Raw genomic sequence first — 12,587 nt, 5'->3', positions numbered from 1 at the left:
GATCAGGAGTGTGCCATGCAGACCTTGTATCCGGAGATCAAACCCTACGCCCGACACGAGCTGGCGGTGGAAGAACCGCATGTGCTCTATGTCGACGAGAGTGGGTCGCCGGATGGTCTGCCCGTATTGTTCGTCCATGGTGGTCCCGGCGGCGGCTGCGATGCCCTCAGCCGCCGCTTCTTCGATCCGACCCTGTACCGCATCATCACCTTCGATCAGCGTGGCTGCGGACGTTCGACGCCCCATGCCAGCCTGGAGAACAACACCACCGCACATCTGATCGCCGACATGCAGCGCATCCGCGAGCATCTGGGCATCGACAAGTGGGTGCTGTTTGGTGGTTCCTGGGGCTCGACGCTCTCCCTGGCCTACGCGCAGCGCTATCCCGAGCATGTGCATGCGCTGATCCTGCGAGGGATATTCCTCTGCCGTCCGCAGGACCTCGCCTGGTTCTATCAGGAAGGCGCCAGCCGGCTCTTCCCGGACTACTGGCAGGACTTCCTCTCGCCGATTCCGCTGGAGGAACGCGACGATCTGATGCAAGCGTTCTACCGCCGTCTCACCGGCAACGACCAGATCGCCCAGATGCACGCCGCCAAGGCGTGGTCCTGCTGGGAGGGTCGCACCGCCACGCTGCGGCCGAATCACAACGTGGTCGAGCGCTTCACCGATGCGCACCGGGCGCTGTCGATGGCGCGCATCGAATGCCACTATTTCGTCAATCAGGCCTTTCTCGAGCCGGATCAGCTCTTGCGCGACATGCCGAAGATCGCCCACCTGCCGGGCATCATCGTGCACGGCCGCTACGACGCCATCTGCCCGCTGGACAATGCCTGGGCGCTGCACCAGGCGTGGCCGAACAGCGAGTTGCAGATCATCCGCGACGCCGGACACTCGGCGGCGGAACTGGGCATTACCGATGCGCTGGTACGGGCGACCGGTGAGATCGCCCATCGCCTGCTCGATCTGCCGCCGGCAGACGCCTGAGGGAGCCGCCTAGCGATGAAAGCGTTGATCCAGCGTGTCCGTCAGGCACGGGTCGAGGTCGCGGGTGAGGTGGTCGGTGCCATCGATCAGGGTTTGCTGGTGCTGGTGGGCGTCGAGCGCGAAGACGATCATGCCCGTGCCGACAAGCTGTTGCACAAGCTGCTCAACTACCGGGTCTTCAGCGATGAGCAGGGCAAAATGAATCGTTCGCTGAAGGACATCGACGGTGGTCTGCTGCTGGTATCGCAGTTCACCCTGGCGGCCGATACCCGCAGCGGGCTGCGGCCGAGTTTCTCCAGTGCCGCACCGCCGGCGCACGGCGAAGCGCTCTACGACTACCTGCTGGCTCAGGCACGCCAGCAGCATCCACAGGTGGCCTGCGGGCGTTTCGGCGCCGAGATGCAGGTGCACCTGGTCAACGACGGACCGGTGACCTTTCTCCTCGAAAGCTGACGCGTGCGACTCAGTGCCGGACCGGTTCCAGATCGTTGTCGCGCAGCCAGCTGATCGCGTACTCGCGCAGCTGTACGGTCTGGTAGTCCAGCCAGGCCTCTCTCACCGCAGGGAAATCCTCCAGCTTGAAGTCGAAGGTGCGCAACGGCTTGCGCCCCTTGAGTGCGTTGCTCAGCACCGCATGGGCGATGGGGTCGTGCTGGGTGAAGAGAAACGCCTCGCGCATTGCAACGGATTGCGCGAGTTCCAGCGGCTCGATGTGCAGATAGCGATCCTGCTGCACGTCGTATTTCTCCATGACACCGGGGGCTGGCTCGCTGGGGAAAACGGCGCGAATGGCGCCGCTTTCCAGGTCCAGGTAGTACTCGGCGCTGTCGCGTCCCTCCAGGGCGTACTCCAGACGGTACATGTCGATGGTCAATGGTCGCATGGCAAGAACGGCTCTTTTAGGGTCGTTGAGGTGTCGAGGCCGCAGCGCAGGCGCGCTGAAGCGTGAGCAGTCCTAATCTGTGACTCCCTTGCACCGGGTGGGTGCGTTACGTTCATCGGGGCGCATCGGTCAGGCGGCGAGCGGTGAAGGTGGTGCGTCAGCCGTTCAGGCTCAGAACAGCCTGGCCAGCAGGGCGCTGACCGCCGTTTCCACGCGCAGGATGCGCTCGCCCAACTGGACCGGCTGCAGGCCGGCCGCGGCGAGTTTTTCCACCTCGTAGGGTATCCAGCCGCCTTCCGGGCCGATCGCCAGGGTGACGGGCTCGGCCAGCGCCCGCGGGCAGTGGGGAAACTCGCCAGGGTGGCCGACCAGCCCGAGGGTACCGGCCGCGAGCTGAGGCAGGCGATCCTCGACGAAGGGCTTGAAACGCTTCTCGATGATGACGTCCGGCAGTACGGTGTCGCGCGCCTGTTCCAGGCCGAGGATCAGCTGCTCGTGGATGGCGGCAGGTTCGAGGAATGGCGTCTGCCAGAAGCTTTTCTCGACGCGGTAGCTGTTGAGCAGCACCAACCGCGGCACGCCCATGGCGGCCACGGTCTGCAGCACGCGGCGCAGCATCTTCGGCCGCGGCAGCGCCAGTAGCAGGGTCACCGGCAGCTTCGCCGGCGGCGGCTGGTCGAAGCTGACCTGCAGCTCTGCCTCGTGGGCGTCCAGGCGCAGGAGCTGACCGCTGCCCATCTTGCCGCCTACCTGGCCGACTCTGAGCTGCTCGCCCGCCTCGGCGCGATGGACCTGCTGCAGGTGAGTCAGGCGCCGGTCACGCAGCAACACACGGTCATCGCCGATGAAATCGGCCGTATCGAGCAGCAGCAGGTTCACGGACGCGGCGCGGGGGGCTGGTCGCTGGCTTCTGCAGGGTCTTGCTCGGCATCGCCGCGGAAGTGCTCCTCGCGCTTTCGGATCATGCTGCCGCAGATCACGCCGGCTTCGAACAGCAGCCACATGGGCACGGCCAACAGCGACTGCGAGAATACATCCGGCGGTGTCAGCACCATGCCGACGGCGAAGCAGCCGACGATCACATAGGGGCGGCTCTTGCGCAGGGTGGCAACGTCGACGATACCGACCCAGATCAGCAGAAAGGTCGCCACCGGAATCTCGAATGCCACGCCGAAGGCGAAGAACAGCGTGAGCACGAAGTCCAGGTACTGGCCGATATCCGTCATCATCGCCACGCCTTCCGGCGTCACACTGGCGAAGAAGCCGAACATGATCGGGAACACGACGAAATAGGCGAAGGCCATGCCGGCGTAGAACAGGAAGATGCTCGACACCAGCAGTGGCACGGCGATGCGCTTCTCGTGCTTGTACAGGCCGGGGGCGATGAAGCCCCAGATCTGGTGCAGGATGATCGGCATCGAGAGGAACAGCGCCACCATCAGCGTCAGCTTGAACGGCGTGAGGAACGGCGAGGCGACGCCGGTGGCGATCATGGTCGCGCCTTCGGGCAGGTAGGCGCGCAGCGGGGCGGCGACCAGCGCATAGATCTGCTGGGAGAAGTAGAACAGGCCACCGAACAGCAGGCCGATGGCCACGACGCAGCGCAGCAGGCGCTTACGCAGCTCGGTCAGGTGGGCGACCAGCGGCATTTCCTGATCGTCGATGGAAGACTGGCTCATGGTTCGGGCGATCTGTCGGGGCGGGGGGTAGCTGCAGGTTCAGCAACAGGTGTGGATGGCGGCAGTTCCGGGCTGGGGTTGGGCGTAACGGCGGCGGTACTGTTCGCAGTGTCGCTAGCCTTGTTTTCGATCGGCGGCGGCGGTGTGGCGGTGCTCGAGCTGGCGGTCGACGACGGCGGCATGATGCTTTGCTTCATTTCCCGTTCCAGGTCGAGGATGCGCTCGTTGTGCAGCTGGCGACGGATCTCGTCGGCACCGATCTCGCGCTCCACCTCGGCCTTGATGTTGCTGAAGCTGCGTTTCAGCCGGCCAACCCACAGTCCCGTGGTGCGCACCGCACCAGGCAGGCGTTCCGGACCGAGCACCATCAATGCCACCAGGCCGACCAGTAGCAGTTCGGTGAAACCGATATCGAACATCAGGACGTGCTCACATCAATAGGGAGATCGGCCGGGCAGCGAAGGTCGCCGCTCGGCCGCATGGAACGTTATCACTGGTCTTTCTTGGTCGGTTCTTCGACCTTGCGCGCCTGCGCGTCGATGGTCTGGTTCTGCTTGTCTTCGACGCCGGGCTTTTCCTCGTCGGTGCCCATGGATTTGCGGAAGCCCTTGATCGCATCACCGAGATCGGAGCCCAGGCCTTTGAGGCGCTTGGTGCCGAACAGCATGATGACGATGAGCAGGATGATCAGTAGTTGCCAGACGCTGATGCCGCCAAAACCCATGGTGTTATCTCCGATGTGTATCAGGTTTGCGGACGCGCGGCCTTTTCCGCGTGTCCGGAGAGACCGAAGCGCCGGTCCAGTTCATCCAGTACGGCCTGGGGGTGCTGGCCGAGGGCGGCGAGCATGACCAGGCTGTGGAACCAGAGGTCAGCGGTTTCGTAGATCAGGTCGCTGGCGTCGCCACTGACGGCGGCGTCCTTGGCAGCGAGTATGGTTTCCACCGATTCCTCGCCGACCTTCTCGAGAATCTTGTTCAGGCCCTTGTGGTACAGGCTGGCCACGTAGGAGCTGTCCGGCGCCGCGCCCTTGCGGGCTTCCAGCACCTCGGCCAGACGGGTCAGGGTGTCACTCATGCTTGTGCTCCGCATAGATGGCGTGCGGGTCCTTGAGGACCGGCTCGACGACCTTCCAGGCGCCGTTTTCGAACACGCGGTAGAAGCAGCTTTCGCGCCCGGTGTGACAGGCGATGCCGCCGATCTGTTCGACCATCAGGATGATCACGTCGGCGTCGCAGTCCAGGCGCAGCTCGTGCAGCCGCTGCACGTGGCCGGACTCCTCGCCCTTGCGCCACAGCCGGTTGCGCGAACGCGACCAGTAGATGGCGCGGTTTTCCTGTGCGGTCAGCGTCAGCGCTTCGCGATTCATCCAGGCCATCATCAGCACGCGGCCGGTCTTGTGGTCCTGGGCGATCGCCGGCACCAGACCGTCGGCGTTCCAGTTGATTTCGTCCAGCCAGTTCATCGGATTCTCCGCTCAATGGGCCAAGTGTGCCAGCCTGCACCAGGGATGGCTATCGGCGCACCACGATGAAGATGCCGGCCACCAGCATCACCCACGCCGGCCAGGCGGTTACGGCGGTCAGGCTGTCGGCGCTGGCGGCCAGGATCGCACCGCTGCCGAGCAATAGCGCACCGATCAGCCGCAGCGGCCAGCCGTGGTGACGCTCGCGCCAGGGCGGCGGTGGGTTGTTCGCATGCGGGTGCGCCATGCGCTCGAGCAGCTCGCGGGTCATGTTGGCCAGGTGCGGCAGTTGTTCGATCTGCGCGTGCACGTTCTTGATCAGCTGCTTGGGGCTCATGCGCTCGCGCATCCAGCGCTCGAGATAAGGCTGGCCGGTGCTCCAGAGGTCGAGATCGGGGTACAGCTCGCGGCCGAGGCCTTCGATGTTGAGCAGGGTCTTCTGCAGCAATACCAGCTGCGGCTGCACTTCCATGTTGAAGCGCCGCGCCACCTGGAACAGGCGCACCAGCAACTGGCCGAAGGAGATGTCCTTCAGCGGCTTCTCGAAGATCGGTTCGCAGACGGTGCGGATCGCCGCCTCGAATTCGTTGACCTTGGTCTCCGCCGGCACCCAGCCCGAGTCGATGTGCAGCTGCGCCACCTTGCGGTAGTCGCGCTTGAAGAAGGCCATCAGGTTGCGCGCCAGGTAATCCTGGTCCTCGGGTGTCAGGCTGCCGACGATGCCGAAATCCACCGCGATGTACTGCGGGCTCCAGGGCTGATGGGTGCTGACGAAGATGTTGCCGGGGTGCATGTCGGCATGGAAGAAACTGTCGCGGAACACCTGGGTGAAGAATATCTCCACGCCGCGCTCGGCCAGCTGGCGCATGTCGGTGTTCTGCCGTGTCAGTCCGGCCATGTCGGTCACCGGCACGCCGTAGATGCGTTCCATCACCAGCACCTGCGGGCGGCAGTAGTCCCAGTAGACCTGCGGCACGTAAAGCAGCGCCGAGCCTTCGAAGTTGCGCTTGAGCTGGCTGGCGTTGGCCGCTTCGCGCAGCAGGTCGAGCTCGTCGTAAATGGTCTTGGCGTAGTCGTCGACCACTTCCACCAGGTGCAGGCGGCGCGCGTCGATGGAAATGCGCTCGGCGGTTTTGGCCAGCATGAACAGCCAGGCCAGATCCTGGCTGATGATCGGCCGGAGGTTCGGGCGCACCACCTTGACTACCACTTCCTCGCCGGAACGCAGCTTGGCCGCATGCACCTGCGCCACCGATGCGGAGGCCAGCGGCTTGCTGTCGAAACGGGCGAAGATTTCCCCTACCGGTGCGCCCAGCTGGCGCTCGATCAGTGCTGTGGCGACGGCTGAATCGAAGGGCGGCACACGGTCCTGGAGCATCGCCAGCTCTTCGGCGATATCCAGCGGCAGCAGATCGCGACGGGTAGAGAGGATCTGCCCGAACTTGATGAAGATCGGCCCCAACCCTTCCAGTGCCAGACGCAGGCGTGCGCCGCGCGACAGCTCGCTGTGGCGTCGCGGAATCCAGCGCCAGGGCAGCAGATAGCTGGTGGCGCGCAACCACCAGGGCATCGGCAGGTCGAGAATGATGTCATCGAGGCGGTAGCGGATCACCACCAGCAGGATGCGAAACAGGCGGCGTGCGGCGGCGAACAGCTTCATTCGGGGCGATCTGGATTCAGGTTGAGGGCGAGGCGCTCGATGCGGGCTTCGAGTCGGTCGAGGGCAAGTTTCATGTCATCCAGCTCGTCGAAACGCGTCTGGGCTTCGGCTTGGCCGACCAGCGCGCGGGATTCTTCGCTGAGGTAGTCGGCAAGGTCCTGACGTAGCGAGTCAGCGCTGTCGCGTGCCCAGTCCACTGGGCTGCGCAGGCTGGAACCGAGCAGCTGTGCGCCGACCGGGCCGAGCCAGCGGGAAATTTCGTATTCCCAGTCCAGTTCCAGATCCTGCAGCACTTCGGCGAGGTTCATCAGCAGGCCGCTGTCGCCATCGATCTCGACCTCGGGGCCATGCAGCACGGCGGTCTTGTTGCGGCTGACGGCCAGGCGCAAGAGGCTGCGCGCCGGCGCACGCAGGCGGCAGTCGGCATCCGCGCCCCAGTTGCTGGCCAGGCGCAGGCCTTCGTCGTCGGCAAGGATGAACAGCCGCCAGGCCGGCGCCGTACAGTCGATCTCGATGATCCGTCCGCTCAGGCGTGCCAGTCGCGGCAATGCCGTGGGATCCAGGCGCAGGATGCGATTGATGCCACGTTCGGCACCGGCCAGCAGGGCAGCGCGCAGCATCAGGGTTTGATGCCGCGGTGCAGGGCGACGATGCCGCCGGTCATGTTGTGGTAGCTGACGCGCTCGAAACCGGCGGTCTCCATCATGCCTTTGAGCGTTTCCTGATCCGGATGCATGCGGATCGACTCGGCCAGGTAGCGATAGCTGTCGGCGTCGTTGGTGATCAGCTTGCCCATCATCGGCAGCAGGCTGAACGAGTAGGCGTCGTAGGCCTTGGAGAACAGCTGGTTGGTCGGTTTGGAGAATTCCAGTACCAGCAGGCGGCCGCCCGGCTTGAGCACGCGCAGCATGGAGGCGATGGCCTCTTCCTTGTGAGTGACGTTGCGCAGGCCGAAGGCGATGGTGACCACGTCGAAGTGGTTATCCGGGAAGGGCAGCTTCTCGGCATCGGCCTGAACGAACTTGACGTTGCCGGCCACGCCCTTGTCCAGCAGCTTGTCGCGACCGACCTTGAGCATAGAGGCGTTGATGTCGGCCAGTACCACCTCGCCGGTGGGGCCGACGATGCGCGAGAACTGGCGGGTCAGGTCACCGGTGCCGCCGGCGATGTCCAGTATGCGATTGCCGTGGCGGGCGCCGGACAGCTCGATGGTGAAGCGCTTCCACAGCCGATGCACGCCACCGGACATCAGGTCGTTCATCAGGTCGTACTTGGCGGCCACGGAGTGGAACACCTCGGCCACCTTCTGCGCCTTCTGGCTTTCCGGCACGTTCTTGTAGCCGAAATGGGTGGTCGGTTCTGCGTCATGCGCTTTGCGAGGGTCGGTCATGTCACTTTCGCCGGAAAGAATGTGCCGGCATTCTAAACCCAAAAGCAGCTGGAAGCTTGAAGCCTGAAGCTGGAAGAAAAAGCTTGAGCGGCGTGAGCCACTGCCCCGCACACCGGCTTCCAGCTTCCAGCTTCCAGCTGCTGCTATAGTGCGCGCCCTTTCGGGCGCAGTCAGGAGTTCTCATGGCCCAGATTCTCGTCGAACGTACCCACAATCTTGGCCGCGAGGCCGCACGCGAGAAGGCCGATGCACTGGCCGCACGCCTGGCTCGCGAGTTCGGCGTGAGCTGTCAGTGGCAGGGCGATGTGCTGGCGGTCAAGCGCAGCGGCGCGGACGGACGCATCGAAGTCTACGAAGACCGCGTCAAGGTGCTGCTCAATCTCGGCCTGCTGCTCTCGGCCATGGGCGGCAGCATTCAGGGGCAGATCGAGAGGGTACTGGACAAGGCCCTGGCCTGACGGCGGCGCAGGGCCACGCGGCCCTGCGCCTGGTGGTCAGAGGCGGAAGCGGCCGATCTGTTGCTGAAGCGCGTTGCCCAGCTGGGCCAGTTCGGTACTGGCGCGCGCCGTCTCGTCGCTGGCGGTGGCGGTCTGTAGGGAAATGTCGCGCACGCTTACCACGCTGCGGTTGATCTCCTCGGCTACCGCGCTCTGCTGCTCGGCAGCTGCCGCGATCTGCTGGTTCATGCTCTGGATGGTCGACACGGTACGGGCGATGACGCTCAGGGCGTCTCCGGCCCGGCGGGTCAGCTCGACCGTGCTGTCGCTCAGCTGCTGGTTGTCGCGCATCAGTTGACTTGCGCTCTGGGCACTGTTCTGCAGGGTGCCGATCAGCTTCTCGATCTCCTCGGTCGATTGCTGGGTGCGTTGCGCCAGGGCGCGCACCTCGTCGGCCACCACGGCGAAACCACGGCCGGCTTCGCCAGCCCGCGCCGCCTCGATGGCGGCGTTGAGCGCCAGCAGATTGGTCTGCTCGGCGACCGCCTTGATCACGTCCAGCACGCTGCCGATGGCATCGCTGTCGCGGCGTAGATGCTCCATCGCCTCGCCGGTGTTGGCGACCTGCATCGCCATGCGCTCGATCTGGGCGACGGCATCGCCTGCCAGCTTCTCGCCCTGCACCGCCTGCTGGTCGGCCTCGGCGGTGGCCTGCGCAGCATCGACCGCGTTGCGCGCCACTTCCTGAACGGTGGCGGCCATCTCGTTCACCGCCGTAGCCACCTGATCGGTCTCCTGGCGCTGATCGTTGACCCCGGCGCTGGTCTGCTCGGTGACGGCGGACAGCTCCTCGGCAGCGGCGGCGATCTGCGTCGAGCTGTCGCCGATGCTGCCGATCAGCTTACGCAGGCTCTGGCGCATGTCCTGCATGGCGCTTTCCAGCTGGCCCAGCTCGTCACGGCGATGCGCGTTGTCCTGGCCGGAGAGGTCGCCGTCGGCGATGCGTCGGGCCATGGCCAGGGTGTGGCGCAACGGCAGGATGATCTGTCGGGCAATGAACCAGGCCGCGAGCACGCCGAGCAGTGCACTGGCGAGGGCGGTCAGCATCGTCTGGATGCGTGCCTGCTGCGTTTCGCCGAGCATCTTGGTCTGCTGGTTGTGGTAGAGCTTACCGTTGATCTCGAGCAGCCCGCCGATCTCAGTGGACAGCGCCGTGCGGGCCTGGATGGTCGCGTCCATGCCGACCTTGAAGGTTTCGATCGCCGCACGGTAGCGCTGCAAGGCGCTGGCCATGCGGTCGAGGTGGCTGTGCTGATCGGCGGGTAGCAAACCACGCAGCAGATCGGCCTGTTCGCGCGAGCGATCGAGACCGGCATAGGCGAGCTGCGCAGACTCTTCGGTGTGCTGGAAGATGTAGCCACGCACCAGGTAGCGGCTCTCCAGCACACGCCGGGTGAGTTCCGCGAGGGTGCGGGCTTGCTGCACGACGAGAGGATCGTCGGCGGACTGTTCGAGCGCCTGGTAGATCTGATTTTCCAGTTCGCCGAGTGCCTTCAAGGCCTCGCCGGCGCTGCTGACCATCACGCCCCGACTCTGCTCGCGGCTTTCGCGGGCCTGCTTCAGCTCCTGGAAGCTGCGCTCGATCCGCTCGGCATGCTGGAGCGCGGCGGCGATGTCGCGCTGATCTTCGGCGGCGGTCAGGGTGGTGCGGATGTCCTGCAGGTGGTCGCGGACCTCGGCTATCTTGCCGGTCACCTGCTGGGCGTGGGCGTCGCTGCCGCTTTGTTCGAACAGCGTGCGTGCGGTATCCACGGCATAGGAGGCCTCCTGGACTTGGGACAGGCGGGTCTGCTTCTGGTTGCGCTCCAGCAGCCCGTTCAGGCTGGTGACGGTGATGGCGGCAACCAGGAGTGTCAGCAGGACAATGAAGCCGAAGCCCAGGCCAAGCTTGCGCGTCACGGCCAGGTCGGTGAAAAAACGGGAGAACATGTGTAAACGCTCCAGAAAGTCGAGGCAGGCTCAGTCGCGAAAGCACTGCAGCGAGGCGTCTTGTGCCGGGGCGCCGCAATAGCGGCGCGTAAGTGTCCCTGCACTTAGCGGCCGACTTCGAAGGTTTCTTGAGCGCGTGGGCTGCACGCCTGTCGCTTTTCGACCGCGGGGTCGCCCCGTGGTCGTATGGGGCTGGATGTGAAGCAGAGCGCGGCGCCTGCCGGCTGCGTCAGGCACTGGTGATCCGCGCGAGAGCGGGTGCGCAAGACCCCGCCGCGTGGGTTCAGAGCATCAACTTGACCACGGACTCATCGGGATCGCGGGATTTACCAGCTTTCTTCAACGCCTCCAGATAGTCCTCCCACAACGCCTGCCGATTCAGTGCCAGGCGCTCCAGATAGTCCCAGGTGAACAGACCGCTGTCGTGGCCGTCGCTGAAGGTCAGCTTCAGCGCGTATTGACCGGCGGGCTCGATCTGCTCCAGGCCGACGTTCAGCTTGCCGGTCTGCAGCACCGGATTGCCGTGACCCTGCACCTCCGCCGAGGGTGAATGCACGCGCAGGAATTCGGCGGACAGCACATGGCGCTCGTCGCTGCCGTATTCCAGCTCCAGGGTTTTCGACGCCTTGTGCAACTTGATGGCGGTGGGGATGCGCATGGGTCAGCTCCAAGCCCCAAGCTGCAAGCGACAAGTGAAGCAGGACCTGCTTGCGGCTTGTAGCTTGCGGCTCGAGGCTGCTTTTTAAAGAATGTACCGCGACAGGTCTTCGTCCTGCGCCAGCTCGCCGAGGTGCTCGTTGACGTAGGCGGCATCGATGCGGATCGCCTCGCCGTCCTGCTTGGCGGCGATATCGGCAGCGCTGAAGGAAACCTCCTCCAGCAGACGCTCGAGCAGCGTGTGCAGGCGACGGGCGCCGATGTTCTCGGTCTTCTCGTTGACCTGCCAGGCGATCTCGGCGATGCGCTTGATGCCATCTTCGAGGAATTCGACGTGCAGGCCTTCGGTCTTCAGCAGTTCACGGTACTGCTCTGTGAGCGCGGCATGTGGCTCGGTGAGGATGCGTTCGAAGTCTTCCGGCGACAGCGCTTTGAGTTCGACCCGAATCGGCAGACGACCCTGCAGTTCCGGCACCAGGTCGCTGGGCTTGGACAGGTGGAAGGCGCCGGAGGCGATGAACAGGATGTGGTCGGTCTTGACCATGCCGAGCTTGGTGTTGACCGTGCTGCCTTCGATCAACGGCAGCAGGTCGCGCTGCACACCCTCGCGGGAAACGTCGGCACCGCTGGTGTTGCCGCGCTTGGCGACCTTGTCGATCTCGTCGATGAAGACGATGCCGTGCTGCTCGACCGCTTCCAGCGCGCGGGCCTTGAGGTCTTCTTCGTTGACTAGGCGTGCGGCTTCCTCGTCGCGGATCAGCTTGAAGGCTTCCTTGATCTTCAGCTTGCGGCTCTTCTTCTTGCCTTTGCCCATGTTGGCGAAGAGGTTCTGCAGCTGGTTGGTCATTTCCTCCATGCCGGGCGGGGCCATGATTTCCACGCCGGCCGGGCTTTCGGCGACCTCGATGTCGATTTCCTTGTCGTCCAGCTGGCCTTCGCGCAGGCGCTTGCGGAACAGCTGGCGGGTGTTCGAATCGCCGGATTGCACCGGCTCCTCGGAGAAGCCCACCGGTCGCGCCGGCGGCAGCAGGGCGTCGAGGATGCGTTCTTCAGCGGCATCTTCGGCGCGGTGGCGCATCTTGTGCACCTCCTGCTCGCGCAGCATTTTCAAGGCTGCATCGGCCAAGTCGCGGATGATCGATTCGACATCACGGCCGACATAGCCGACCTCGGTGAACTTGGTCGCTTCGACCTTGAGGAAGGGCGCATTGGCCAGCTTGGCCAGGCGTCGGGCGATCTCGGTCTTGCCGACGCCGGTCGGGCCGATCATCAGGATGTTCTTCGGCGTGACTTCCTGGCGCAGCTCGGCCGGCAGCTGCATGCGCCGCCAGCGGTTGCGCAGGGCGATGGCCACGGCGCGCTTGGCGTCGTCCTGGCCGATGATGTGGCGGTTGAGTTCGTGGACGATCTCGCGGGGCGTCATGGACATGGTGCGGTACT

General features: G+C 64.7%; 16 protein-coding genes. 3 read left to right on the top strand and 13 right to left on the bottom strand.

Features of this window, described 5'->3' with window-relative positions; all coding sequences use genetic code 11:
- The first annotated feature begins 15 nt into the window (after nt 1–15).
- The gene (gene pip / locus P5704_012035; protein ID WOF76816.1) at nt 16–987 is read left to right on the top strand and encodes a prolyl aminopeptidase; all 972 of its coding nucleotides are present in this window, start codon (nt 16–18) and stop codon (nt 985–987) included.
- Between the two features lie 15 nt (nt 988–1,002).
- Nucleotides 1,003–1,440: a D-aminoacyl-tRNA deacylase gene (gene dtd, locus P5704_012030; protein ID WOF76815.1), complete on the top strand. Its 438-nt coding sequence runs from the start codon at nt 1,003–1,005 to the stop codon at nt 1,438–1,440.
- 10 nt (nt 1,441–1,450) lie between these two features.
- Here the strand turns inward: dtd and P5704_012025 are convergent, their stop codons facing one another.
- The 10 genes from P5704_012025 to ubiE form a co-directional block, all read right to left on the bottom strand.
- Nucleotides 1,451–1,870, bottom strand: coding sequence for a UPF0158 family protein (locus tag P5704_012025; protein WOF76814.1), 420 nt, complete (start codon nt 1,868–1,870; stop codon nt 1,451–1,453).
- 171 nt (nt 1,871–2,041) lie between these two features.
- Nucleotides 2,042–2,749 carry a 16S rRNA (uracil(1498)-N(3))-methyltransferase gene (locus tag P5704_012020; GenBank protein WOF76813.1) on the bottom strand — a complete coding sequence of 236 codons (708 nt, stop codon included), beginning with the start codon at nt 2,747–2,749 and terminating at the stop codon, nt 2,042–2,044.
- Nucleotides 2,746–3,549, bottom strand: a complete 804-nt coding sequence (gene tatC, locus P5704_012015) for a twin-arginine translocase subunit TatC (GenBank protein ID WOF76812.1) — start codon at nt 3,547–3,549, stop codon at nt 2,746–2,748. The genes P5704_012020 and tatC overlap by 4 nt, the downstream gene beginning before the upstream one ends.
- Nucleotides 3,546–3,968, bottom strand: coding sequence for a Sec-independent protein translocase protein TatB (gene tatB, locus P5704_012010; protein WOF76811.1), 423 nt, complete (start codon nt 3,966–3,968; stop codon nt 3,546–3,548). Before tatB ends, tatC begins: the two co-directional genes overlap by 4 nt.
- 71 nt (nt 3,969–4,039) lie before the next feature.
- On the bottom strand, nt 4,040–4,273 hold the full coding sequence (tatA, locus tag P5704_012005; protein WOF76810.1) for a twin-arginine translocase TatA/TatE family subunit: 234 nt from the start codon (nt 4,271–4,273) through the stop codon (nt 4,040–4,042).
- A 20-nt stretch (nt 4,274–4,293) separates the two neighbouring features.
- Nucleotides 4,294–4,626, bottom strand: a complete 333-nt coding sequence (locus P5704_012000) for a phosphoribosyl-ATP diphosphatase (protein ID WOF76809.1) — start codon at nt 4,624–4,626, stop codon at nt 4,294–4,296.
- Nucleotides 4,619–5,014 (bottom strand): phosphoribosyl-AMP cyclohydrolase, encoded by a 396-nt coding sequence (gene hisI / locus P5704_011995; GenBank protein ID WOF76808.1) that lies wholly within the window; start codon nt 5,012–5,014, stop codon nt 4,619–4,621. The genes P5704_012000 and hisI overlap by 8 nt, the downstream gene beginning before the upstream one ends.
- A gap of 49 nt (nt 5,015–5,063) precedes the next feature.
- Nucleotides 5,064–6,674 carry a ubiquinone biosynthesis regulatory protein kinase UbiB gene (ubiB, locus tag P5704_011990; protein ID WOF76807.1) on the bottom strand — a complete coding sequence of 537 codons (1,611 nt, stop codon included), beginning with the start codon at nt 6,672–6,674 and terminating at the stop codon, nt 5,064–5,066.
- Complete coding sequence (locus P5704_011985; protein WOF76806.1) at nt 6,671–7,294, bottom strand: SCP2 sterol-binding domain-containing protein; 624 nt, start codon at nt 7,292–7,294, stop codon at nt 6,671–6,673. Before P5704_011985 ends, ubiB begins: the two co-directional genes overlap by 4 nt.
- The gene (gene ubiE, locus P5704_011980) at nt 7,294–8,064 is read right to left on the bottom strand and encodes a bifunctional demethylmenaquinone methyltransferase/2-methoxy-6-polyprenyl-1,4-benzoquinol methylase UbiE (protein ID WOF76805.1); all 771 of its coding nucleotides are present in this window, start codon (nt 8,062–8,064) and stop codon (nt 7,294–7,296) included. Before ubiE ends, P5704_011985 begins: the two co-directional genes overlap by 1 nt.
- Before the next feature lie 182 nt (nt 8,065–8,246).
- Between ubiE and P5704_011975 the strand changes: the two genes are divergently transcribed.
- A complete protein-coding gene (locus P5704_011975; protein ID WOF76804.1) occupies nt 8,247–8,522 on the top strand; it encodes a polyhydroxyalkanoic acid system family protein in 276 nt (91 codons plus the stop codon).
- A 36-nt stretch (nt 8,523–8,558) separates the two neighbouring features.
- Here P5704_011975 and P5704_011970 read toward each other — a convergent pair whose 3' ends face one another.
- From P5704_011970 to hslU, 3 genes are all read right to left on the bottom strand, one after another.
- Complete coding sequence (locus P5704_011970) at nt 8,559–10,490, bottom strand: methyl-accepting chemotaxis protein (GenBank protein ID WOF81136.1); 1,932 nt, start codon at nt 10,488–10,490, stop codon at nt 8,559–8,561.
- A 283-nt stretch (nt 10,491–10,773) separates the two neighbouring features.
- Nucleotides 10,774–11,148, bottom strand: coding sequence for a DUF971 domain-containing protein (locus P5704_011965; GenBank protein ID WOF81135.1), 375 nt, complete (start codon nt 11,146–11,148; stop codon nt 10,774–10,776).
- A gap of 84 nt (nt 11,149–11,232) precedes the next feature.
- The gene (hslU, locus tag P5704_011960; GenBank protein ID WOF81134.1) at nt 11,233–12,576 is read right to left on the bottom strand and encodes an ATP-dependent protease ATPase subunit HslU; all 1,344 of its coding nucleotides are present in this window, start codon (nt 12,574–12,576) and stop codon (nt 11,233–11,235) included.
- Between the last annotated feature and the right edge of the window lie 11 nt (nt 12,577–12,587).

It is taken from the genome of Pseudomonas sp. FeN3W, assembly GCA_030263805.2.
GTDB classification, from domain to species: domain Bacteria; phylum Pseudomonadota; class Gammaproteobacteria; order Pseudomonadales; family Pseudomonadaceae; genus Stutzerimonas; species Stutzerimonas stutzeri_G.
The sequence above is the reverse complement of the archived record's forward strand: the minus strand, read 5'-3'. Positions and strand labels throughout refer to the sequence as shown.